This is a genomic window from Mesorhizobium sp. B2-5-13 (genome assembly GCF_006440535.1).
In the GTDB taxonomy this organism is placed as follows: Bacteria; Pseudomonadota; Alphaproteobacteria; order Rhizobiales; family Rhizobiaceae; genus Mesorhizobium; species Mesorhizobium salmacidum.
The window spans coordinates 225,630-249,628 of record NZ_VFUI01000006.1; the positions used below are offsets into that span (position 1 = coordinate 225,630).

The following is a 23,999-nucleotide window of genomic DNA, read 5'->3' on the forward strand; positions in this document are numbered from 1 at the left end:
TTACTAGCGGAAATGCGGCTCCTGAAGTGCGTTCCACAGGTTGGAGAAAAACTGGTCCAGAGAATTGGTCCAGATGACCGTCGATGCGAGGGTCCGCAACGGTGACCACGAGCACGCAAGCCCCTCGCCGCACCCGCATCCAGGTGGAAAAGCGCGAACTGATCCTGGAGGCCGCGCTCGAAGTGTTTTCCACCAACGGCTTCCGAGGTTCGACCATCGACCAGATCGCCGAAGCCGCCGGCATGTCGAAGCCGAACCTGCTCTACTATTTCCGCCGCAAGGAGGACATTCACGAGACATTGATGGAACGGCTGCTCGAAACCTGGCTGGCGCCGCTCAGGGAACTCGACGACATCGGCGATCCGATGACCGAACTCAGGAGCTACATCAGGCGCAAGCTGGAAATGGCCCGCGACTTTCCGCGCGAGAGCCGGCTGTTCGCCAACGAGATCCTGCAGGGAGCGCCGCGCATCATGCCGCTGTTGGCGGGCGAGTTGAAGACGTTGGTCGACGAGAAGGCCGCCGTCATCAAGGGCTGGATGCGCGCCGGCAAGATCGCCCGGACCGATCCCTGGCACCTGATCTTCGCGATCTGGGCAACGACGCAGCACTATGCCGATTTCGACGTCCAGGTCCGCGCCGTTCTGGGGTCGAACCGCGGCGGCGACGGCCGCTTCGAGGACGCTGCCCGCTTCCTGGAGCAATTGTTCCTCGATGGGCTGAAGCCAAACGGCTAGCGGCCGACCCACCGGTTGTTTGGTTCTTGCTGACCGTGGAGGTTAGCGGAGGCGCTCATTATTTCGTCATCCACGGGCGGAGCAAGGAGCGTGGCGACGCAGCGCAGACCCGAGGACGACGAAGCTGAGGGGTCTCACGCGCTGCGTCGTTCGGCCGGCATCGCGTCGAGCAATTGCTGCAGCTTGGCGATCGAGTTCTGCTCGGCGAGCGGCGTGTAGACGATCAGCCGCATGTCCGAGCCGTCGTCGATCGACAGGCTCATATGCTCGAAAGCCATCAAGCCAGCCTTGGGATGCCGGATGTGCTTCACGCCGGTTAGTTTTCGCGCCACGTCGCGCCGGGGCCACCAGTCACGGAACTCGGGACTTGAGTTCATCATCAGCGCGATCAGCCGTTCGAAATCCGGATCGCCGACATATTTGGCGCTTTCGGCACGAAACGAGGCGAGCACCACGCGGGCGAGTTCTTCCCAGTCGACCAGCAGGCGGCGGTGGTGCGGGTTGGTGAACACCATGTGGACGATATTTCTGCTATCGCCCTCCAGCAGGCCGTAGTCGCCGAACACCGCCACGGCCGCTTCGTTCCAGGCAAGAACGTCCCAACGCCGGCCGACGACGTAGGCGGGCTGCTGCACCAGGCTTTGCAGCATATGCAACAGCGTGGCGTCGACCTTTTCCGGCGCCGCCACACGACGCTCCGGCTGCTGGCGGCCGGCCAGGATGAACAGATGCCGCTTCTCGACGGCGTCGAGGCGAAGCGCCTCGCAGAGCGCCGCCAGCACTTCCACCGAGGGCCGCACATCCCTGCCCTGTTCGAGCCAGGTGTACCAGGTGGTGCCGACACCGGCGATCATCGCCACTTCCTCGCGCCGCAGACCCGGCGTGCGCCGTCGCGGACCTGTCGTGATGCCGGTGGCCGACGGCGCCAGTCTTTCCCGGCGCGAACGCAGGAAGGCGCCGAGCTCGCGCCGGCGGCTCTCGTCGGCTGATCGGGTGGAGGCAGCGGGAGCGTTCACGCCGACTGTTATAGCAGTATTGATACCAGGATAAAGTTTGAACTGTTTGACATGGGCGAAGCGCCCCATCTTGCGTTCAGGGCAACAACAGGAGGCTCTGAACATGGAATTGAAAGACAAGACCATCCTCATCACTGGCTCGACCGACGGCGTCGGCCGGGTCGTGGCGCAAAGGCTGGGTGCCGCCGGAGCACGGGTGCTGGTGCATGGCCGCGATGCAACCCGTGGCAAGGCCGTTATCGCCGATATCGAAGCCGCCGGCGGCAAGGCCGAGTTTCTCGCGACCGATCTCGCTTCGCTGGCGGAGGTAAGACGCCTCGCCGAGGCCGTGCGCGGCAGCACAACCCGCCTCGACATCCTCATCAACAATGCCGGCGTCGGCACTGCTGGCGACAAGCGACAGACAAGCGCCGATGGCTACGAGTTGCGCTTTGCCGTCAATTATCTCGCCGGCTTCCTGCTGACCTCGGAGCTTCTGCCGCTGCTGAAGGCGAGCGCCCCGGCACGCATCGTCAATGTCGCGTCCGCCGGCCAGCAGCCGATCGATTTCGACGATGTCATGCTGACCCGCGGCTATAGCGGGGTGCGCGCCTACTGCCAGAGCAAGCTGGCGCAGATCCTGTTCACCGTCGATCTGGCCGAGCAGTTGGAAGGCAGCGGCGTCACCGTCAACGCACTGCATCCGGCGAGCTACATGAACACCACCATGGTCCGACAGGCGGGCGTGACGCCGTGGAGCTCCGTCGAAACCGGCGCCGAAGCTATCTTGAACCTCGCCACCTCATCCGCGCTCGAAGGGCGCAGCGGCCTCTATTTCGACGGCCTGCGCGAATCCCGCGCCCACGCCCAGGCCTACGACGCCAGGGCAAGACGGCAATTGCGCAGCCGGAGCCTCGACCTCGTCGGGTTGGCTTCGCCAAAATCGAAGGAAGAACAGTCATGAACGACAGAACCGAACACACAGTCATCATCGGCGGCTCGTCCGGCATCGGCCTGGCGACAGCGCGCAAACTGCTCGGCCCGGGCATGAAGGTGACCATCACCGGGCGCAACCAGGACAAGCTCGTCAGCGCCTGGAAGAGCCTTGGCGGCGCTGCCGACAAGGCCGCCTTCGACGCTTCGAAGCCGGATGACGTACGCCAGTTCTTCGAGCGCCTCGGCCCGTTCGACCATCTCGTTCTGGCGGCCAGCGGCGGCAAGGGCCTCGGTCCATTCGAGACCCTCGACCTTGCAGACATCGCCGGGGGCGTCGACGAAAAAGTGCGCCCGCAACTCTCCTGCCTGCAGGCAGCCTTGCCGACGCTGAACAAATCGGGATCGGTCACATTCATTTCGGCGGTGTCGGCCCAGGTCGCGATGCCGGGCGTCGCCGGCATCGGCGCCATCAACGGCATGCTGCTGACCGTCGCGCCGGTCCTGGCGGTGGAACTGAAGCCGCTGCGCGTCAACGTGGTTGCGCCCGGCGTCATCGACACGCCGTGGTGGGATTTTCTACCGGTTGAGCAGCGGCAGGCGGTCTTTGCCGAATATGCGGGGAAAACGCCGGTCGGCCGCATCGGCCGTGCCGAGGACGTCGCCTCGGCGATAGCCTTCCTCGTCTCCAACAGCTTCATGACCGGCCAGGTGCTGACCTGCGATGGCGGACTGCGGTTCGCGGCTTGAATAAATGACACGGCCAGTGTTAGGGGACCGCCGCTAAGCCACGGCGTTGCTGCTCGGCCTCGACAGGGCACAGTTAGCGGAGCATTAACTAACTTATGTAAGCGTATTCAATGCATTATCGGAATAGCGCACTCGTCGGCAAGCGCTGGCAAAGGTACGCAACTTACTCATCGCTAAAGCTAATGAATTGGGAAACCCCGGAGCTTCTTCAGACACTGTCGTTGCTGCGGTGCTCAAGGAACACCCCGAGGCTGTGCTTGAAGCGAGAGCTGATCTTGTGAGGATGGCTCTCGCAAGAGAACTCTCGCGCGCTCGCGAGAGAGGCCCTGCAAGTGTGGGTACAACCCAGCTCACAATGTGGGGAAATTTTAACGTCTCCCCCCAGATTCGGGTACCTAATGAACACGGAGAGCTCGTCTACAAGAACGTTGATATTTGCACATTCGAGGAAGTAGAGGGCTATGCAGCCTCATTGCCTACTCCCAGAAATCCGTCCAACAGAAGGGCCAACCTGCTGCAGATGATCGAGACTTTGAAGCCATTTCGTTCCAGCGACAAAGACATCATCGGCACCAGCTGGGCTGCGTCGATCGCAGCGTCGACGAAGGGGGCAGCTTAGTATTGTGAGGGCCATCCCATCCAAAATAGCGATCCCCCACAGCGACTGCGCGATCAGCGTCAAAAACCTCCGCTCAGAGGGACATTGCCGACGAGGCCGTTGATGCGCGCTGCGCGGTCTGGACCCTGATGATCCCTGAAATTGTGGAACATCGGCGTGGCGACGATCAGGAACAGCACCAGCACCGCGCAGGCGATTACCGTCCAGAGGCCGGCCATCACCAGCGCGCCGGCTATGATCTGCAGGACAATGCCGGCCCACAGCGCCAACCGAGTCATTGGCACGCCACGCGCGGCCATCAAACCGGTCAGGAATGCGGCGTTCTGGATGTTGCGCAGGCCGGCGAAGACAAAGGCGCCGCCGAGCAGAAGGCGGCCAAGAAACAGCAAGGTCGAAGGCAAATCGACGGGCATTAAATTCTCCCTTTGAAAACAGTAGGAGCGCCGCTTTCCTCGGCGCTCCAATAGACACCAGGACTGTCAGGCCGCCTTGGCGGCCGGCATCGGATGGATGGCATGGAACGGGATGCAGAGCCGGTTCCAGGTGTTGATCATGCCGACCGCGACGGAGAGCTTGACCAGTTCCTCTTCCGAGAAATGCTCGAGCGTGCGGGCGTAGAGTTCGTCCGATACGCCGTTGCTGGCGACCAGGGTCACCGCTTCGGTCCAGGCGAAGGCGGCGCGTTCGCGCTCGGAGAAGAGCGGCGATTCCTTCCAGGCAGCGACCAGATAGAGCCGCTGTTCGGTCTCACCGTCGCGCCTGGCTTCGCGGCTGTGCATCTCGACGCAGAAGGAACAGCCGTTGATCTGCGAGGCCCTGAGCTTGATCAGGTGCAGCAGGGTTACCTCCAGCCCGCATTCGTCGACCGCCTTGTTGAGTGCCGTCACCGCCTTCATGATTTCCGGCGCCTTGGCGAAAAACTGCAGTCTCTGTTTCATCGTCTTTCCTTTCGCATCTTTGGGGAGGTTAGGCTTGGTTGGTTGAACGGGATTTCTGCGGCCGCTGATGACGCTCGACAAAGGCGCAGCTCGCGGCAAACGATCTGGGGTCGCCTTCCGCCGCGTAATCCGCCACGATGTCGGACAGCTTCACCTCTGCGAGCGCTGCCCGGTAGGCGCGCTCGGCCTTCAGCATCGCGGCATTGATGCCGCAGGGTTTGACATAGGCCGAGGCGTCGATCTTGACCGGACCGTTGCGGCGGATCTCGCCGCAGCGAAACGCCGGCTCGCGCCCTTCTACGGCCAGCACGATGTCGAGCAGCGTGATGCGCTCGGCAGCCCGCGCCAGCCGGTAGCCGCCGGCGGGACCCGGCACCGATTCCAGGATCCGCGCCGCGCTCAACATGTTGAGATGCTTCAGGAGATAGGTCGGCGACAGGCCGAAGGCCTCCGCCAGGGCCGCGCCCGGTATCGTGCTGTTGCCCTCGACACTGGCCAGCGTGGCCGCGCAGTGAATGGCCGCTTCAACGCCCTCGCCCAGCTTCATGATGCCAATCTCCCATTCATGGATACCTTTTATCGTGGATAATTTTTATCTGCAATAGGAAAATGAAAAAACGGCGCCCGAAGACGCCGCTTTTCTCGTCGAATGTCTGCTCGCTACTCCGCCGCCACCTTGGCCATCGGGTTGTTCGGATGCGTCGTCCAGTTGGCATAGACCGGCGACACCGGTCTGCCGGTGCGCTGGTCCAACGCGCCCGCCGCCAGCGGCTCCATGGTGATGCAATTGTCGACCGGGCAGACATTGACGCACAGATTGCAGCCGACGCACTCGGCCTCGATCACCTCGAAATGCCTGACGCCGTTGACCATGCTGGTGATCGCCTGGTGCGAGGTGTCCTCGCAGGCGATGTGGCAGCGGCCGCATTTGATGCAGGCATCCTGGTCGATACGCGCCTTGGCGACATAGTTGAGGTTGAGGTACTGCCAGTCGGTGACGTTGGGCGTGGCACGGCCGATGATGTCGTCGAGCGAGCGGTGGCCCTTCTCATCCATCCAGTTTTCGAGGCCGGCGATCATCTCCTGCACGATCTTGAAGCCGTAGGTCATCGCCGCCGTACAGACCTGCACGTTGCCGGCGCCAAGCGCCATGAATTCGGCGGCGTCCCGCCACGTGGTGATGCCGCCGATGCCGGAGATCGGCAGGTCGCGGGTTTCGGGGTCGCGCGCGATCTCGGCCACCATGTTCATGGCGATCGGCTTCACCGCCGGGCCGCAATAGCCGCCATGCGAACCCTTGCCATCGATGGTCGGCATCGGTGCGAAACTGTCGAGGTCGACGCCGGTGATCGAATTGATGGTGTTGATAAGCGACACCGCGTCGGTGCCGCCGGCATGCGCTGCCCGCGCCGGTTTGCGGATATCGGCGATGTTGGGCGTCAGCTTCGTGATCACGGGCATGCGCGTATATTGCTTGCACCAGCGCACCACCATTTCGATATATTCCGGCACCTGGCCGACGGCCGCCCCCATGCCGCGCTCCGACATGCCGTGCGGGCAGCCGAAATTGAGCTCGATGCCGTCGGCTCCGGTCTCCTCGACCAGCGGCAGGATGGATTTCCAGCTTTCCTCGACGCACGGTACCATGATGGATGCGATCAGCGCGCGGTCGGGCCAGTCCATCTTGACTTGCTTCATCTCGCGCAGATTGGTCTGCAAATCGCGGTCGGTGATCAGCTCGATGTTGTTGAGGCCGAGCAGGCGCCGGTCGGCGCCCCAGATCGCACCGTAGCGCGGGCCGTTGACGTTGACCACCGGCGGCCCCTCTTCGCCCAGCGTCTTCCAGACCACACCGCCCCACCCCGCCTTGAAGGCGCGGATGACGTTGTAGGCCTTGTCGGTCGGCGGCGCCGAGGCCAGCCAGAACGGATTGGGCGATTTGATGCCGACGAAATTGTTGCGGATGTCAGCCATGACAGGTCCCTTTCAACCGAGACGAAGGAGCATTTCCACGGGAGCAAGAATGCCGCCTTCAAGCGCGGCGGTGAGGTTGGCGATCTTGGTGCGGGCATCCTCGCCCATGACGAGGCCGACGCCGGGCGGCGGCTTTTTGCCCTCGGCCTGCGCGGCCGCCATGCGGGCCCGCATCTTCGCGAAGAATTCGATGGCGAAAGCACCGCGCGGGCGCTCCGCGGTCACCGAAAAGCCCGCCGCGGTGGCCGTCGAACGATAGTTGTCTGGCGTGGCGACAAAGGACATGGTCTCGTCGGATGCCCATGGCAGCGGATAGGTCAGCGCGCCGTCCTTGAGCCGCATCACGTCGTAGACAGCGAAGACGCCGCCGGACTTGAGCACACGGGCGGCCTCGCTCATCAGTTTGCGCTTGTCGGCCAGGTTCATGCCGACATGCAGGATCATTGCCGCATCGAAGCTGGCCTTGTCGAACGGCATGTCCAGCGCGCTGCCCTGCACGAAGCGCGTCTTGCCGTCCATTCCCACCTGTTTCGACAGGCTGGCCGCGATGTCGACATAGCTTTGCGTCAGGTCGATGCCGGTGACGTCGGCGCCGGCATTGTTCGCGGCAAAACGGGCCGGACCGCCGATGCCTGAACCGATGTCGAGAAGCCGGACTCCAGGCTTCAGCCCCATCTGGTCGATGAGTTCCCTGGTGGCGGCCACGCCGCCAATGTGGAATTCGTCGACTGCGGCGAGATCGTCGGCGCTCAGAAGGGCGATTTCCACGCCAGTATCGGCAAGCGCGGCAAGAATCCGCTGCTCCAGCCCTGAAATCTCGTAGTGACGGGCAATGCCCGGTTCCACCGTGGCCATGATCCTTATCCCTGGGTCAGGCTCCTGTGGATGCTCTCGGCCGCATCGCGCCCTTGCGCCACGGCCGAGACGGTCAGGTCGTCGCCACCAAAAATGCAGTCGCCGCCGGCCCAGACCTTGGCCAGCGAGGTGCGCCCTTCCTCGTCAACCTTGATACGGCCGGCTTCGAGGTCGATTGACGCCCCGCTGCCGTTGAGTGCGACCGGCACAAAACTCTGGCCGATGGCCTTGAACACCTGGTCGGCAACCAGCGTCAGCGTCTCGCCGGTGCCGGCAAGCTTGTCCCCGATGAGCGCGGTGTATTCGAGTTCGATGGCACTGACCTTGCCACCTTCAGCGATCACCCGCTTCGGCTGCAGCCAATGGCGGATGGTGACGCCGTTGGCGGCGGCCAGGTCCTGCTCGAACTCGGAGGCGTTCATATGCTCCTGGCCGCGCCGGTAGCAGATCGTCACCTCCTCGGCGCCAAGCAGCTTCGACTGCACGGCGGCGTCGATCGCCGTCATGCCGCCGCCGATGACGACGACGCGGCGGCCAACCGGCAAGCCTGAGAGGTCGCTGGCCTGGCGCAGCTCGGCAATGAATTCGACCGCGTTGGTGACGCCGGCGGCATCCTCGCCATCGGCGCGCAGCGCGTTGACGCCGCCAAGCCCCATGCCGAGGAACACCGCATCGTAGTTGCGGATCAGGTCGGAGAACTGGTAGTCGCGGCCAAGCGCCTTGCCGTTCTGGATGTCGATGCCACCGATCGCGGTGACGTAGTCGACCTCGGCCTGGGCGAAGTTGTCGACGCTCTTGTAGGCGGCGATACCATATTCGTTGAGACCGCCGGCCTTCGGGCGCGCCTCCAGGATGGTCACGTCATGGCCGTGGCGGGCGAGCCGGTGCGCCGCGGCAAGGCCGGCCGGGCCGGCGCCGACCACGGCGACCGTCTTGCCCGTTGGCTCGGCGCGTGGATAAAACTGCTTGTTCTCGCTCATCGCGACATCGGTGGCGTAGCGCTGCAAACGGCCGATCTGCACCGGCTTGCCTTCCGCCACCTCGCGCACGCAGACCTCCTCGCACAGCGTCTCGGTCGGGCAGACGCGGGCGCACATGCCGCCCAGGATGTTCTGGTCGAAGATGGTCTTGGCCGACCCGATCGGGTTGCCGGTCGAGATCTGGCGGATGAACATCGGAATGTCGATCGAGGTCGGACATGCATTCATGCACGGCGCGTCGTAGCAGAAATAGCAGCGGTCGGATTCGACCAGCGCCTCGTGATGATCGAGCGGCGGGTGCAGGTCGGAAAAATTGTCCGCATATTGGTCGGGCAGGAGCCGGCCGCCGACAATACCTTCTTTGAACTGGCCCTCTGGCATTTTCAGTTCCCCATCTTTTCGTTTTGGGGAAGGCTAGCACGTTTTGTTTTTTTATCAATTGGTCAATTTTTGGCGCAAAATATTGAAAAGGCTGGAAGAAAACATGACAACTGTATTCATGTTATGATGACGATGACGCTGGGATAAGGTCGCCACCCCTGCCATTGCCGTGGATCGACCTGATCTCGTCGGCGACCAATCACTGCAACGTCCAAAGATTGCGGTCGCGGATGCCGAATTCCTCGAGGTGGCTGACCGTGTTGTAAAGATATTCCGCCCCGGAGCCGACATGGCCGCAGGCGCGCGCCAGCACCCGTGCTACTGTCTCCAGCGGCTGCCCGAGCGAAGTGCCTCTGCCCGTCACCCCGACCCAGAAACCCAGCGCCCGCAGATGCCCTTGCGCCGTACGCACCGGGACCCACTGACCGACGCGACGCTCTCGTGATCGTCGATCTCGCGCCGCAACAGTCTTTCGATCTGAGCAGCCTTCTCCCCTTCCGGTAGACGATAGATCACACCATCGCATCGCCCGCCGCGTTCGAGCGCCATCATCAGTCCTGGCTGCGCGACACTGCCGCGCCAGCGGACCATGTCGATGCAGAAGGAGCGATGCCAGCCATGGGCGGTGGCGCGCTGGCGTTCGACGGACTCGAAAGCCGGCTTCCAGATCAGTGAGCCATAGGCGAACACCCATAGCGGCCCCGCATCGGCTTCATCGGACAGCCGCGCGGAAAGGACCCGGAAATCCTCGTCGCTCAGCTGCGTCCAGCTGCCGCTGGGCCCGGGATCGGCCTCCTCGCGATGGCACAGTGTAACAAGCTCGGCTGTAAGCGACATCTGCCGCATGGATCGAGGCCCCCTTCTCGTGGCCAAGCAAAGGCGAAAATCGCAAGGCGCGCAAGATACCAGGAGGCTGGCCTTGCCGTTCCCGATTTCTAGCCCAGATGTCGGATTTCTGTCGTCGAGATCGTCCTAGGATGGATCGAACGACGATCGGTGCACAACGGTGAGGAGACCGACCATGCCAAAATCCCCGATGCCCTTCTTCTGGTACGAACTGATGACGTCGGACCTCGACGCCGCGGAGGCTTTCTATACAACCGTGGTCGGCTGGAGGGCCGAGCCCTTCGACAAGGCCCCAGGTATGCCGCGCTATATCGTCATGAATGTCGGCGAGCGTGGCGTCGGCGGCCTGATGACGATGCCGGAGGATGCGGCCAATATGGGTATGCCGCCCGCCTGGCTGGGCTATATCCATGCAAGGGATGTCGATGCCGCTACCGCGTCGCTGGAAAAGGCAGGTGGTGCCGTTCACCGCCAGCCCGACGACATTCCAGGCGTCGGCCGCTTCGCCGTCGTCGCCGATCCGCAAGGCGCGACGTTCATGTTCCTGCAGCCGAACGGCCCCGACCAGCCGGTTGTGCCGGCCAGCACGCCTGGCCATATTGGCTGGCACGAACTTTATACGAGCGATTGGAAGGCCGCCTTCGATTTCTATTCCAGCCAGTTCGGCTGGACCAATGCCGGCGAATTCGACATGGGCCCGATGGGCATCTATCAGACCTTTACCGCCGGCCCTGAATCCGGTGGCGGCATCATGAACAAGCCCGAGCAGATACCGGTGCCGGTCTGGCAGTTCTATTTCAATGTCACCGGCATCGACGCGGCCGCCAAACGCGTCACCGACAATGGCGGCAAGATCCTGATGGGACCCATGGAGGTGCCCGGAGGCAGCTGGGTCGTGCAATGCCAGGACCCGCAAGGCGCGCATTTCGCTCTGATGGCGCCGGTGCGGTAGCGAGCGCTTACGCCAACCACTGAAATCACGCCTGCTGGCGTCGGCTCATTCCGGCGCCAGCACCGCGACCTTGAGGGTCTCTTTCTTGGCACCACTGAACTGGACGGTGGCTTGGCCCGCCGCCAGCTTGAAGCGCACGCTCTTGCGGATGCCGGGGCAGGTTTTGACACCGCTATAACCCGCCGATTTCACGGCATGGCCGTCCTGGATCACATCGATCCAGGCCTCGCCCGACAGGCTGATCTGGATGGCTCCCTCCGGCGGAACCGCCACGCTGGCTACGGCGCCGAACGTGCCCTCGGCGGGGGCCCGTTCGGGCGGCACCGCGAAACCGGCCTTCTCGGCCGGCACCAGCGCCAGATCCGCAGCGGCACCCACCGCGAGCGTCGCTCCGGACGGCGCTGAGGGCGCAGCCGCAAACAGCGCCTGTTCGCGCGTCACCGGCCATTTGAAGGCCTCGCAGCCGGCGTCCTCGGCCATGGCGAAGCTGGTGGTGCCCATAAGGATTGCGAACAGGCCGATGGTGACTTTTTTCATGGCGAGGGGACCCACATGTCTGGAGTGTCCATAAATTAATACAACCATAGCGATATAATTGCAACCCTAACGGGCACAATATCAGAGGTCAGGCTGGGGAACATTTCCAATCACCAATTGTTGAGGGCAGGCCAAGGGAAGTGAATGGTCCATAGCCGGGCGATAACCTATGGGCGAGCCGAGAAGCCAAATGGAGTTTTGGATGAAGCTTTTCGATGGCCTTGCCAGATACCAGCCGCAGGCGCTTGGCGTTCTGCGCATTATGACGGCGCTGCAGTTCGTCGAGCACGGAAGCCAGAAACTGTTCAATTTCCCCGCAGGCGAGCACGCCGCCGCCGCGTTGAGCGGACTGCCGCTGGCAGCCGGCATCCTCGAATTCCTCGGCGGCATTCTGCTGGCACTGGGCCTTTTCACCCGCCCGGTCGCGTTCCTTCTGGCCGGCGAAATGGCGATCGCCTATTTCGTGGCGCATATGCCGCGCGACTTTTTCCCCGTCAACAACGGCGGCGATTCGGCGATCTCGTTCTGCTTTATCTTTCTCTATCTGGTCTTCGCCGGCGCTGGCGCCTTTGCGCTCGACACCCGCCGCAACGCATGATCCCATGCGGGGGTGCGCTCTCACCCCCGCATCCGTTCGAAATTAGCATCGAACAGCGGCGCCGCCTGCATGCGCGCCGCATGCCGCTTGCCCAGCACCTCGATCTCGAAGCCGTCGCTCTCGTCGGCGATCTCCTTCGGCACGTAGCCGACGGCGACCGACTTCTTCGAATGATGGGCGTAGCCGCCCGACGTCACCCAGCCGCGCACCACGCCGCCAAACCAGATCGGCTCGTCGCCGATGACGTCGGCATCCTTGGCATCGACGATGAAGGCGCGTAGCCGCAACTTGCCGCCCTGTTTTCGCTCGGCCAGCGCCGCCGCCTTGCCAATGAAATCGGCGTCCTTGCCGTAGGCGACGAAACGATCGAGTCCGGCTTCCAGCGGCCCGTAGATCGGCCGGTATTCGCGCCCCCATGAACCATAGTTCTTCTCCAGCCGCAGCGCGTTGAGCGCGCGCGAACCGAACAGGCCGATGCCAAATTCCGCTCCCGCCGCCATCAGCGCCTGGTAGGCGGCGCGCTGATATTCCGGCGCCACCCAGATCTCGTAGCCGAGATCCCCGGTGTAGCTGACGCGGCCGACCAGGCACGGCGCCATGCCGATATCCATCTTGCCAATGGCCATGAAGGGAAACACCGCGTTCGATATGTCGGAGCGCGTGGCTTTCGCCAGCACGACCCTCGCCCTGGGACCGGCAATCGACAGGCCGGTGAGCCTTTGCCCCAGCGCTTCGATATGGACCGAGCCATCATCAGGCAGATGCTGCTCGAACCAGCGCATGTGATATTGCTCGGCAATGCCGGAGCCGGCCAGGAACCAGCCCCCTTCTTCCCGATCTTGGGGGCCCAGATTGGCCAGCGTGAAATCGCCGATCAGCCTGCCGTCTTCCTTCAGCATCGGCGCTAGGGTCATGCGACCGGGCTTCGGCAGCTTGCAAGCGAGCATCCGGTCGAGCCAGGCCGCCGCCCCCTCGCCCGTCACCTTGTATTTGGCAAAGCTCGATATCTCCGACAGGCCGACGCCTGAGCGCACCGCCGCGACTTCGGCGGCGACATGGGTGAAGTCGCTCGAGCGCCGCCATGAGAACTCGTCCTTGACGCCTTCCGGTGCGTACCAGAGCGGCACCTCCAGCCCATAGGCGACGCCCCATTGCGCGCCCTTGGCCGACAACAAATCATAGACGGGCGTCGTCTTCAGCGGCCGCCCGGCCGGCAATTCCTCATTGGGGAAGCGGATCGAAAAACGCCTGGAGTAATTCTCGCGCACCTTGGCGTTGGTGTAGGCCATGGTCGCCCAGTCGCCGTAGCGCGCCACGTCCATCGCCCAGATATCGGCGCCGGGGTCGCCCTCGATCATCCAGTTGGACAGCGCGAGCCCGACGCCGCCGCCCTGGCTGAAGCCGGCCATCACGCCGCAGGCGACCCAGAAGCCCGGCAGGCCGCGCACCGGCCCGACCAGCGGGTTGCCGTCGGGCGCGAAGGTGAAAGGCCCGTTGATGATCTGCTTGATGCCGGTGTTCTGGAAAGCCGGGAAATGTCGGAACCCGACCTCGAGCGACGGCGCGATGCGGTCGATATCGGGCGCCAGCAACTCATGGCCGAAATTCCACGGCGTCTGATACTCGGACCACGGCTTGTTGGCCTTCTCATAGGTTCCCATCAGCATGCCGCCGCGCTCCTGGCGCAGATAGAGCTCGCCGTCGAAATCGACCGCATGGATGACCTCGGTGCCGGTTTTGGCATTCCAGGCCGCGACCTCCGGCATATCCTCGGTGATCAGGTACATGTGCTCCATCGCCAGCACCGGCAGTTCGAGCCCGACCATGCGGCCGACTTCGCGCGCCCACAGGCCGCCGGCATTGACGACATGCTCGGCCACCACCTCGCCCTTGTTGCTTATGACGCGCCACATCCCGTCGGGACGGCGCACGATATCCTCCACCTTGGTGAAACGTTCGATCTCGGCGCCCAGCTTTCGCGCCGCCTTGGCATAGGCATGCGTGACGCCCGAGGGATCGAGGTGGCCGTCCTCCTTGTTGCGGACGGCGCCAACGAATTGGCTGGGGTCGAGCAGCGGCATCAGCTCGGCCGCCTCTTTCGGCGAGATTTCCTCCAGCTCGATGCCGAGATAACGGCCTTTGGCGACGACCCCTCGCAGCCAGTCAAGCCGCGCCTCGGTGGCAGCTAGAAGCACGCCGCCGGTCAGGTGGACGCCGGTCGCCTGCCCCGACAGCTCCTCGATCTCCTTGTAGAGGTTGATTGTGTATTTCTGCAGCTTGGCGACGTTGGGGTCGCCATTGATCGTGTGCATGCCGCCGGCCGCGTGCCAGGTCGAGCCGGATGTCAATTCGTCGCGCTCCAGGAGCACGATGTCGGTCCAGCCATGGCGGGCGAGGTGGAACAGCACCGAGCACCCAACGACGCCACCGCCAATGACCACGACTTTTGCATGCGATTTCATGGGTTTTTCTCTGATATCAGTGAGTTGGATGGGAGATATGAATCGGGACAGCAGGAGCCGCGCGCCGGCGCCAAGGAAATCACGGCTCGCCCTGCCCGATCGCTTCCTTGCGCTTGGCCACATAGGCCTCGAGCTCTTCACGTACGGCAATATCCATTGTCGGCTCGACATAATCCGCCAGCGCCTTCTTCCACAGCCGCGTCGCGCGCGCGGTTGCGTCGAGGCCGCCGGCTTCCTGCCAGGCTTCGAAATTCTGCCAGTTGGAGAGCATTGGCTGGTAGAAGGCGGTCGCATAGCGCTCCAGTGTATGCGGCTCGCCGAAGAAATGGCCGCCGGTCGGCACCGCGCCCAGCGCCTCGACGGCAAGCTCGGCTTCGTCGACCACGATCGGGCGCAAAAACTCCATCATGTGCTGGATCATCTCGACGTCGATGATGAATTTCTCGAACGACGCCGTCAGCCCGCCTTCCTGCCAACCGGCGGCGTGGTAGACGAGATTGCCATGGCCAAGCACCGCGCCCCACAGCGCCATCAGCGTCTCATAGGCGCCTTGCGCATCGGCGGCGTTGGAAGCCGAGCCGGGCGTCGTCCGGTATGGCAGACCGTAGCGCCGCGCCAATTGACCCGAGGCAATGTTGGCCTTGGTGTTTTCAGGCGTGCCGAAAGCCGGCGCGCCGGACTTCATATCGACATTGGACGTGAAGGCGCCGTACATCACAGGCGCGCCGGGACGCACGAGTTGCGTCAGCACAACACCGAACAGCGCCTCCGCATTCTGCTGCGCCAAGGCGCCGGCCAGCGTCACCGGGCTCATCGCCCCCATCAGCGTGAACGGTGTCACCGCCACCGACTGGCCGTACTCCGCCATGGTCATCAGCCCCTCGGCCATCATCTCGTCGAAGCGGCGCGGCGAGTTGACCGAGATGATGGTGGCGATGCCGGGATCATCCCGCATCTGATCCAGCGTCAGCCCGCGCGAAATCGCCATCATCTCGATGCCGTCCAGAGCCCTGCCCCGGCCGATCGCCGAGACATGGAAGCCCTTGTCAGTCAGCGTCAGATTGGTGAGGTAGGTGTCGAGATGGCGTGAGTTGGCCGGCAGTTCGACCGGCGCGCAGACCTGGTTACCAAGCATGTGGATACAGTTGAAATGCTGCGCCAGCCGGGTGAGATCGGCATAGTCGCGCAGATTGCCGGCACGGCGGCCGCGCTCCATGTCGTGCACATTGGGAGGACCGGCCACAAGCGTGAAATTGATGGTGCTGCCACCGAGATGGATTGACTTGGCCGGGTTGCGTGGGGTCAGCGTATAGGTAGATCGCGTCGTCTTCAGCGCCTCGTCGACCATGCCGCGATCGATGCGCACATTGGCCGAGGCGAGATCGACCTTGGCGCCGGCTTTCTCGAACAGCGACAGCGCACGCGGGCTCATCACCTCGATGCCGAAATTCTCCAATATATGCATCGACGCCTGATGGATCGCCTCGATCTGGTCTGGTGACAGCAACGCCATCGGCGGATACGGATTCGTCACCCGTCTGGGCGGCAGCTGCGCGATGGGCGCTGGCCCCCTGTTGCTGGTACGCTCGGCGCCGCGTTTGCGTCTTGGTTCGGTCATGCCGGCATCAAAGCTTCGGCAGCGCGGCCGGTCTGTCAGAAATACGCCGTTTGCCGGCGTGATTTTAGCCAAGGCGGCACATCTGCAATGCCTGTCTAGAAAAGACGACAATTGGCGTCGGAATACCGATATCGCATTTTCTCACCTGCTGGTGCCGACCGTGCGTTAACGGCGGCAGCAAGATTCCCTTTATGATTTCGGCTTATTGCTCATCCAATGCGTAGGTCGAGTTTTAGTAAAATTGTAGCGGTGTGCGCGCTGCTGGCACTTTCGGCTTGCGCCACCGCGCCCAGCCACATCAACAATGTCTGCGCCGTCTTCGACCAGAATGACGGCTGGTTCGACAATTGGCAGTCGGCCGCCGAACGCGCCTCCCAGAAATACGGCGTGCCGGTGCCGGTGCTGATGGCCACCGTGCGCAAGGAATCCGGCTTCAAGAGCAACGCCCGGCCGCCGCGCACCAAGCTGCTTGGCTTCATTCCGTGGAAACATGTCTCCTCGGCCACTGGCTTCTCGCAGGCGCTGGACGGAACCTGGTCGCAATATCAGAGCGAGACCGGCAACTGGGCGGCGCGGCGGACGAAATTCGCCGACGCCGTCGACTTCGTCGGCTGGTATCATTCCAAGACATCAGACGCATACGGCGTCGCGCGCAGCGACACCTACAACCTCTATCTCGCCTACTATCTCGGCTGGACCGCCTATGGCCGAGGCAATCGTGGCGATGCCGGCGTCCAGGGCTATGCAAGGGCCACCGACAAGATGGCCCGCGACTATGCACAGCAACTGAGCCAGTGCGGCAACTAAAGGGTTGCCGCAACGGTCGTGGCCTTTCAGCGCGGCTTCTTGCCGAACACCTTGATGTATTCAGCCTCGCCGCCTTTGGCTAGCGCCTTTGCCTGCCTGACCCAGTCCTCGCGCTCGATACGGCCGTGGAATCTCAGATGATCGTCAACCCACTCGCGCTCTGCCTTCTTCCATGCGGCGACCTGAGCGTAGGTGAAGATGCCGAGGCCATTGAGGATGCCCTCCGTCTTCGGGTCGACGCCGGAGATCAGCTTGAGGTCATCGGGTTTGGCAGGCCTGGCGATGCCGGACGGGCGATTCTTGTCGACATTTGCGCCGGCCAGACGGGCTGGCTCCGCAGTCGCGCTCGCCTTTGTCGCACTTTGGCTTGATTTGGTCTGCCTCACCGCAGGCTCACCAATTGGTGCCACGCGTGCGTTCTCCGCCTGGCGGCCGTCTCCAAGCGTCCTTGGACTGAACGGCGCGGAGGTGGCGTTGGCGGGCTTCGGAGAGGCATCGCCGGTCTCGGAGACCTCGTCCCGAACTTCGTGGCGGCGAGCCCGCGAAACGGCTTCGGCCTCCTCGGCGGCCTCCCCCACGGCGTCGGCTTCCGCACTGGCCGTCTTGCCATGTGGTCGGTTGGGCGGCGTACCGGCAAAGCCCGGACCGTCGCCATGCGGCGCATCGTCCGGCACGCCCTCATGGGCGGCGTGTTCCTTGTCGAACTTGATCACCGGCTCCATGGTCTTGAGCACGTCGTCGGAAAGCCAGCACAGGCTCATATGGCCGTCGCCGAGATTCTTGACCGGCGGCACCTTGGTCTCGCACAAATTGTCGGGAACCAACTTCTTGTAGCCGCAGCGTGTCTGGAACGGACAGCCGGACGGCGGGTTCATCGCCGAGGGTATGTCGCCCTCCAGCACGATGTGCTTCTTGACCACGCTGGTATCGGCAATTGGGATCGCCGACAGCAGCGCCTCGGTATAGGGATGATAGGGCGGTGCGAAGATCTGGTCGGTCGTGCCCTGCTCGACGATATAGCCGAGATACATGACGACGACGCGGTCCGCGATGTAGCGCACGACGGACAGATCGTGGCTGATGAACAGCATTGTCGTCTTGTTCTTGCGCTGGATGTCCATCAGCAGTTCGGTCACCGCCGCCTGCACCGAAACGTCGAGCGCCGAAACCGGCTCGTCGGCCACGACTACCTTGGCGTCGCCGGCAAAGGCGCGTGCCACGCCGATACGCTGCTTCTGGCCGCCGGAAAGCTGGCGCGGCTTGCGCGTCTCGAACGCCCTGGGCAGTTTCACCAGGTCGAGCAGTTCCAGCATCCGTTTGCGCCGGTCGGCAACGGTCTTGCCGACATTGAATTTTTCCAGCGTGCGGATGATCTGCGATCCGACCGAATGGCTGGGGTTGAGCGTGTCGAATGGATTCTGGAACACCATCTGGATCGACGACACAGTGTCGACGCTGCGCTTCTCGATGCCGGTCGACTGGATTTCCTTGTTGCCCAGCGTCACGCTGCCGGAACTGGCCGTCTCCAGCCCGAGCAGCACCTTGGCCAGCGTCGACTTCCCGCAGCCGGATTCGCCGACGATGGCGACCGTCTCGGATTCGCGCGCCATGAACGAGATCGTCTCGTTGGCCTTGACGACGCGGCCTTCGCTCGAGCCGAACACCTCGCTGCCGCCGACCTTATAATATTTCCGGAGGTCCTCGATCTTGAGCACCGGCGCGCCGGGCACGACACGTTCATTGATCTTCTTGGCGCCGGGCGGCAGCGCGTCCCAGTCGATCTCGTTGAAGCGTACGCAACGCGAGAAATGGCCTTCGTGACCCGCGACCTCGATCATCGGGATCTCGGCGGCGTTGCAGACGCCCTCGACGAAATGGTGGCAGCGCGGGCCGAAATTGCAGCCTTTCGGCCGCTCGTGCGGTAGCGGCAATTGGCCGGGAATCGCAATCAGCGGCCGCGAGTTCTTGTCGGCGCCCGGCAGCGGGATCGAACGGAACAGCCCTTGCGTATAGGGGTGGCGCATCCGGTCGAAGACGTCCTTGATCTTGCCCGTCTCCACCGCCTCGCCCGAATACATCACCGTGATGCGGTCGCAGGTTTCAAGGATCAGGCCGAGATTGTGCGAGACGAAGATCATCGAGGTGCCGAACTTCTCGCCCAACCCCTTCACCAGGTCGACGATGCCCGCTTCCACGGTCACGTCGAGCGCGGTGGTCGGCTCGTCGAGCAGAAGCAGCGCCGGCTTCGACAGCAGCGCCATGGCAATGACGATGCGCTGCTGCTGGCCGCCGGAAAGCTGGTGCGGATAGGAGCGCATCATGCGCTCGGGATCGGGAAGCTTAACCGAGCGCACCATTTCGAGCGCCCTGGAGTAGGCCTCTTCCTTCGACACCTTATCGTGGATCAACGGCACTTCCATCAGCTGCTGGCCGATCTTCATCGCCGGATTGAGGCTGGCCATCGGCTCCTGGTAAATCATGGCGATCTTGTTGCCCCGGATGGCGCGCAGTTCCTCGTCGGAGAGCTCGCCCATGTCCTTGCCCTGGAACTTGATCTTGCCGCCGACGATCTTTCCGATGTTGGACAGGTCGCGCATGATGCCGAGCGATACGGTCGACTTGCCGCAGCCGGATTCACCGACGATGCCCATCGCCTCGCCCGGCATGACCGTGCAGGAAAAATCCATCACCGCCGGTATCTCGCCCTTGCGGGTGAAGAAGGAGATCGACAGGTTCTCAATCTCGATGATCGGCCCATTGGTCGGCCCATTGGTCGGCTTGGCGGGATTTCGAACTGCCTCGTTCATGGGTCGCTCCGATCCAAATTTTACCAGACGCGGGTCAAGGCCCGTCAATCAGTCTTTCATCGATTGCTCGCGCAGCGAATCGGCCAACAGGTTGAGCCCCAGCACGAACGACATCAGCGCGATCGTCGGCGGCAGCGCCGGATGGATGAAGGAGCGCAGCAATCGGCTGGCGTCCTTGATCGCGGTGCCCCAGTCCGGGCTCTCGGGCGCAAGCCCCAGGCCGAAATAGCCCAGCGTGCCGAGCAGGATCGTGGTGTAGCCGATGCGCAGGCAGGCATCGACGATCAGCGGTCCGCGCGCATTGGGCAGGATTTCCCACAGCATGATATACCACGGCGATTCACCGCGCGTCTGCGCCGCCGCCACATAGTCGCGCGTCTTGATGTCCATCACAAGGCCGCGCACGATGCGGAACACGCCGGGGCTGGAGGCGAACACCACAGCCACGAAAATGTTGAGCTGGTTGGGATCGATGTGAACGATGTGCAGCGGATCCCTGTCGAAGACCAGGCCGAGGTAGATCCAGCCGCCTATGATCAGCGTCAGGCCAAGCAGGATATAGATCCGGTCGGGCCGGTTCTTGTAGCGGGTCCAGAACAGCACGCTGAAGAAGATGATCGGGAACAGGAAGAAGACACCGGCCAGCGCATAGGGGATCGGCGTGTCCATGATGCCCGGCGTCACCAGCAGGTAGAACAGCAGGATCACCGGGAAAGCCAGCACCAGGTTGGCCAGGAACGACAGGATGGAATCGATCTTGCCGCCGTAATAACCGGCCGGCAGGCCGAGCGTGATGCCGACCATGAGCGCGAAACCGGTCGCTGCGGGTGCGATGATCAGCACGATCTGGCTGCCATAGACCATGCGCGAGAACACATCGCGCGCCAGCTTGTCGCCGCCGAACAGGTAGACAAGCCCCGATTGCGGTTCGATGGCGCCGGGCAGCGTGTCCTTCATGATCGGGACCTGGCCGAGCGGATCGAAAGGCGAGATGGTCGAGGCGAAGATCGCCGTGAACAGCCAGAACAGGCAGATGAAGACGCCCACTATGCCGACGCCGCTGTCGAACAGCTGGCCATAGAGCGCCAGCTTCTTCTTGTAGAGAAAGCTCGCGCCCATGACGATGAAAAGCGCGGCCCAGACCGGCCAGAAGCGCCAGAACACTTCGAGCATGACGGTGGAGGCGCCGATATATTGAGCTTGCATGCGCCTTCTCCCTACTGAACGCGGATGCGCGGATTGAGGAACGCGTAGCCGACGTCGGAAATGAGCTGCGTGATCAAGACGATGAACACCGAGACCAGTGAACAGCCGAGCAGAAGATCGATGTCGTTGTTGCCCGCGGCCTCGACCAGCGTGTAGCCGAAGCCCTGGTAGCGGAACATCACCTCGACGATGACGACGCCGGTGAGCAGCCATGGAAACTGCAGCATGATGACGGTGAACGGCGCGATCAACGCGTTGCGCAGCGCGTGCTTGACCACGACACTCTTGAAGGAAAGCCCCTTCAGGCGTGCCGTGCGGATATATTGCTGCGTCATCACCTCGACCATCGAGGCGCGCGTCATGCGCGCGATGTAGCCGATGCCGTAGATCGCCAAAGTGATGACCGGCAGCGTGAAATTGTAGAAGGTGATACCCTGGCTTGCCGAGGCGGCAGAACCGTTCAGCCAGCCGAGCCATGAGGCGAAGACGACGGTGAAGATGACGCCCGACACATATTCAGGTGTCGCCGTCGAGGCGATCGACGCGACCGACAGCACGCGGTCGGTGCGCGAGCCCTCGCGCATGCCGGCAAGAATGCCGATCAGCAGCGAGACCGGCACCATCACCGCCAGCACACAGAACATCAGGATGCCGGTGGCGCCGAGCGCCGGGAACAGCTTGGCCCCAACCGTGGTCTTGAACTTGGTCGAGCAGCCGAAATCGCCCTCGATGACACCGGAGAATGTCGGCACCGTCGGGTCGTTGCAGAAAGAGAAGCGCTGTGTCGTCTTCCCCGTCGCCGGATCCGTGATCGGCTGCTTGGGCACGACGCCGAGCCACTGGCCATAGCGAGCGAAGAAGTTCTGGCGGTAGCCGTGATTGACCAGCCAGCTTTCGAGCTGCTCGGCCGATGTGTGCATTTCGGTCTGGCTGATCGCCAGCTTCTTCAGATTGGGTTCGAGATTGACGAGGAAGAAAACGACCAGCGTCAGGCACAGCATCGTGAGCAGTATAGTGCCGATGCGTCTGATGATGAATGAGAACATTGTACCCCCTGCCGGCCGGGTTGGGGTCAGATATGGTCAACCCTGTTTCGAAAACCTTGCGACGTCACGCCGCCGCTGCATCCGGTGCAACGGCGACGATCCCGCGAATTCGAGGGGCCAGTCGCCCCTCGTATTCGTCAAGCTGTGGGTCACGCCTGATCGAGCCAAACCTTGCCGAAGTCGTGCTCGTAGGTGGGGTGCATCGAGTGGTTCTTCACCTCGGGCTTGATGTTGATGTAGAGCTTGCGCCAGTAAGGCTGGATGATGATGCCGGACTCCTGCAGCATCGTCTCGATGTCCTTCATCACGACCTTGCGCTTCTCCGCATCGGCGATGCCGAGGGCCTCGTTGACCTTCTTGTCGAAGTCCGGATTGGCATAAGCGGTCTCGTTCCAGGCTTCGCCGGAGCGGTAGGCGATGGCGATGACCTGGATGCCAAGCGGACGCATGTTCCAGTTGGTTTCCGAGAACGGGTATTTCGTCCAGTCGTTCCAGAAGGTCGAGCTCGGCAGCACGGTGCGCTTCACCTTGATGCCGGCCTCGCGCAGCTGGGCCGCGATCGCGTCGGTGGTGTTCTTGTGGTAGTCCTCGTCATTGCTGATCAGCTCGTGCTCGAAATCGATCACGCCGGCTTCCGTCAGCATCTGCTTGGCCTTGGCCATGTCGCGCTTGATCTTCGGCAGTTCGACATATTCCGGATGGATCGGCGCGACATGGTGGTTTTCGGCCGGCGTGCCGGCATTGCCATAGCCGAGCTGCAGCACGACCGAATTATCGACGGCGAGGCACATCGCCTGGCGCACCTTCTGGTCGCCATAGGGCTTGGCATTGATGTTGAAGCGAGAGACCACGGTGGCCGCGGTCACGACTTCCGAAGCCGGCGCACCGACACCTTCGATGATCTTGACGTAATCGGCCGTGGTTTCGTGGTTGGTCTGCACTTCGCCCGATTCGAAGGCCGAGACCGTCGCGGCCGGATCGGTGCCGTAGTCGATGAACTCGACGCCATCGAGGAAGGCTTCGCCCTGCCACCACTTGCCGGTCGTGCGGCGCTTGTAGACCACCTTCTGGCCGACATCATAGGAGACGAGCTCGAACGGACCGGTGCCGATCGGGCAGTTCTTGAAGTTGGCGCCCTTCTCGTCGAAGGTCTTGTGGACGACGAGGCCGGGATAGTCGCACAGGTTCGGGATGATGGCGATGTCGGGCTTCGACAGCTTCAACTTGACGGTCATGTCGTCGACCTTGGCGATCGCCCCTTCGCGCAACTTCTTGGTCGTCTCATCGACGAGACTGCCAAGGCGTCCCGGCATCGAGTTGCCTTCCGCTGATTTGTCGGCCCAGCGGGTGAAATTGTAGATCACGTCATCGGCGGTGAACTTGTCGCCATTGTTCCATTCGACGCCAGGCCGCACATGCAGCGTGTATTCGGTGGCGTCGTCGTTGATGTCCCAGCTTGCCAGCAGATATGGCGCGAAGGTGTACTCTTTGGTGTATTTCACCAGCGGCTCGAGCGCCTGGCGCTCGGCGTTGGAAATCTCGGACCAGTCTGCTGTACGCGGATCCTTGGGATCCTTGACGGACATGGCCACCTTCAGCACGCCGCCCTTCTTGCCCTGGACGTCCTCGGCCTTGGCCGGGGTCGGAGCGGCAAGGCCGAGCAGCCCGTAGGCCATGGCCGTCGAGGCGCCGAAGACGCTGGCGAGCGCGAGGAATTCGCGGCGGTCGACCTTGCCCGACTTGGCTTCTTCGGCCATCGCCAGGATGTGATCCGGAACGCTGTCGCCATTGCTCTTATAGATTGTCATGACTAACTCCCATTGTTGGCTTTCCGCCGATTAACATTCCGCATCCAGGCCATGATGTCAAAGACGACATGGATTGGGAACATGTTAGCGAATGTGCAACTTTGAAAGGGGAGCAGTTCGCGTGATAGCGACAGTCTTGGCGCAAAATTG

The 23,999-nt window shown here is 62.8% G+C and carries 19 protein-coding genes and 2 pseudogenes; 6 read left to right on the forward strand and 15 right to left on the reverse strand.

Going from position 1 to position 23,999, the window contains the following annotated elements:
* Positions 1–101 precede the first annotated feature (101 nt).
* A complete protein-coding gene (locus FJ434_RS13220; RefSeq protein WP_140502355.1) occupies positions 102–737 on the forward strand; it encodes a TetR family transcriptional regulator C-terminal domain-containing protein in 636 nt (211 codons plus the stop codon).
* A gap of 134 nt (positions 738–871) precedes the next feature.
* Here FJ434_RS13220 and FJ434_RS13225 read toward each other — a convergent pair whose 3' ends face one another.
* Positions 872–1,753: a helix-turn-helix transcriptional regulator gene (locus FJ434_RS13225; RefSeq protein WP_140747582.1), complete on the reverse strand. Its 882-nt coding sequence runs from the start codon at positions 1,751–1,753 to the stop codon at positions 872–874.
* A 103-nt stretch (positions 1,754–1,856) separates the two neighbouring features.
* Here FJ434_RS13225 and FJ434_RS13230 point away from each other — a divergent pair, with 103 nt between their 5' ends.
* Both FJ434_RS13230 and FJ434_RS13235 read left to right on the forward strand, forming a co-directional pair.
* Positions 1,857–2,696 (forward strand): SDR family NAD(P)-dependent oxidoreductase, encoded by an 840-nt coding sequence (locus tag FJ434_RS13230; RefSeq protein ID WP_140747585.1) that lies wholly within the window; start codon positions 1,857–1,859, stop codon positions 2,694–2,696.
* Positions 2,693–3,415 (forward strand): SDR family oxidoreductase, encoded by a 723-nt coding sequence (locus tag FJ434_RS13235; RefSeq protein ID WP_140747588.1) that lies wholly within the window; start codon positions 2,693–2,695, stop codon positions 3,413–3,415. The genes FJ434_RS13230 and FJ434_RS13235 overlap by 4 nt, the downstream gene beginning before the upstream one ends.
* Positions 3,416–4,093: 678 nt before the next feature.
* Here the strand turns inward: FJ434_RS13235 and FJ434_RS13240 are convergent.
* From FJ434_RS13240 to FJ434_RS13270, 7 genes and pseudogenes are all read right to left on the reverse strand, one after another.
* A complete protein-coding gene (locus tag FJ434_RS13240; RefSeq protein WP_140747591.1) occupies positions 4,094–4,447 on the reverse strand; it encodes a DoxX family protein in 354 nt (117 codons plus the stop codon).
* Between the two features lie 66 nt (positions 4,448–4,513).
* Positions 4,514–4,972 (reverse strand): carboxymuconolactone decarboxylase family protein, encoded by a 459-nt coding sequence (locus tag FJ434_RS13245; RefSeq protein ID WP_140747594.1) that lies wholly within the window; start codon positions 4,970–4,972, stop codon positions 4,514–4,516.
* 28 nt (positions 4,973–5,000) lie between these two features.
* Entirely contained in the window at positions 5,001–5,519 is a 519-nt protein-coding gene (locus FJ434_RS13250) for an Rrf2 family transcriptional regulator (protein ID WP_140502348.1), read from the reverse strand.
* A gap of 113 nt (positions 5,520–5,632) precedes the next feature.
* A complete protein-coding gene (gene preA, locus FJ434_RS13255) occupies positions 5,633–6,946 on the reverse strand; it encodes an NAD-dependent dihydropyrimidine dehydrogenase subunit PreA (RefSeq protein WP_140747597.1) in 1,314 nt (437 codons plus the stop codon).
* A 12-nt stretch (positions 6,947–6,958) separates the two neighbouring features.
* A complete protein-coding gene (locus tag FJ434_RS13260; protein WP_140747600.1) occupies positions 6,959–7,801 on the reverse strand; it encodes a methyltransferase domain-containing protein in 843 nt (280 codons plus the stop codon).
* 5 nt (positions 7,802–7,806) lie between these two features.
* Complete coding sequence (locus tag FJ434_RS13265; protein ID WP_140717634.1) at positions 7,807–9,162, reverse strand: NAD(P)-dependent oxidoreductase; 1,356 nt, start codon at positions 9,160–9,162, stop codon at positions 7,807–7,809.
* A gap of 199 nt (positions 9,163–9,361) precedes the next feature.
* Positions 9,362–10,008: pseudogene (locus FJ434_RS13270) on the reverse strand (gamma-glutamylcyclotransferase).
* 175 nt (positions 10,009–10,183) lie between these two features.
* Here FJ434_RS13270 and FJ434_RS13275 point away from each other — a divergent pair.
* Positions 10,184–10,960, forward strand: coding sequence for a VOC family protein (locus FJ434_RS13275; protein WP_140502343.1), 777 nt, complete (start codon positions 10,184–10,186; stop codon positions 10,958–10,960).
* Between the two features lie 45 nt (positions 10,961–11,005).
* On the opposite strand, the gene FJ434_RS13280 is transcribed toward FJ434_RS13275, so the two are convergent.
* Positions 11,006–11,497: a hypothetical protein gene (locus tag FJ434_RS13280; RefSeq protein ID WP_181165915.1), complete on the reverse strand. Its 492-nt coding sequence runs from the start codon at positions 11,495–11,497 to the stop codon at positions 11,006–11,008.
* Positions 11,498–11,699: 202 nt separating this feature from the next.
* On the opposite strand from FJ434_RS13280, the gene FJ434_RS13285 reads away from it, so the two are divergent.
* The gene (locus FJ434_RS13285) at positions 11,700–12,095 is read left to right on the forward strand and encodes a DoxX family protein (protein WP_140502341.1); all 396 of its coding nucleotides are present in this window, start codon (positions 11,700–11,702) and stop codon (positions 12,093–12,095) included.
* 20 nt (positions 12,096–12,115) lie between these two features.
* Here FJ434_RS13285 and FJ434_RS13290 read toward each other — a convergent pair whose 3' ends face one another.
* Together FJ434_RS13290 and FJ434_RS13295 are read right to left on the reverse strand one after the other, a co-directional pair.
* A complete protein-coding gene (locus FJ434_RS13290) occupies positions 12,116–14,557 on the reverse strand; it encodes an FAD-dependent oxidoreductase (protein WP_140747606.1) in 2,442 nt (813 codons plus the stop codon).
* A 79-nt stretch (positions 14,558–14,636) separates the two neighbouring features.
* On the reverse strand, positions 14,637–16,175 hold the full coding sequence (locus FJ434_RS13295; RefSeq protein WP_140747609.1) for a trimethylamine methyltransferase family protein: 1,539 nt from the start codon (positions 16,173–16,175) through the stop codon (positions 14,637–14,639).
* 216 nt (positions 16,176–16,391) lie between these two features.
* Here FJ434_RS13295 and FJ434_RS13300 point away from each other — a divergent pair, with 216 nt between their 5' ends.
* The gene (locus FJ434_RS13300; protein ID WP_140717642.1) at positions 16,392–16,982 is read left to right on the forward strand and encodes a transglycosylase SLT domain-containing protein; all 591 of its coding nucleotides are present in this window, start codon (positions 16,392–16,394) and stop codon (positions 16,980–16,982) included.
* A 593-nt stretch (positions 16,983–17,575) separates the two neighbouring features.
* Here the strand turns inward: FJ434_RS13300 and FJ434_RS13305 are convergent.
* The 4 genes and pseudogenes from FJ434_RS13305 to FJ434_RS13320 all read right to left on the reverse strand — a co-directional run.
* A pseudogene (locus FJ434_RS13305) lies at positions 17,576–19,789 on the reverse strand (ABC transporter ATP-binding protein); the annotation flags it as partial.
* 48 nt (positions 19,790–19,837) lie between these two features.
* Positions 19,838–20,995 carry an ABC transporter permease gene (locus FJ434_RS13310; protein WP_140747615.1) on the reverse strand — a complete coding sequence of 386 codons (1,158 nt, stop codon included), beginning with the start codon at positions 20,993–20,995 and terminating at the stop codon, positions 19,838–19,840.
* A gap of 11 nt (positions 20,996–21,006) precedes the next feature.
* Positions 21,007–22,041 carry an ABC transporter permease gene (locus FJ434_RS13315; protein WP_140502335.1) on the reverse strand — a complete coding sequence of 345 codons (1,035 nt, stop codon included), beginning with the start codon at positions 22,039–22,041 and terminating at the stop codon, positions 21,007–21,009.
* Between the two features lie 149 nt (positions 22,042–22,190).
* The gene (locus FJ434_RS13320) at positions 22,191–23,849 is read right to left on the reverse strand and encodes an ABC transporter substrate-binding protein (protein WP_140502334.1); all 1,659 of its coding nucleotides are present in this window, start codon (positions 23,847–23,849) and stop codon (positions 22,191–22,193) included.
* Between the last annotated feature and the right edge of the window lie 150 nt (positions 23,850–23,999).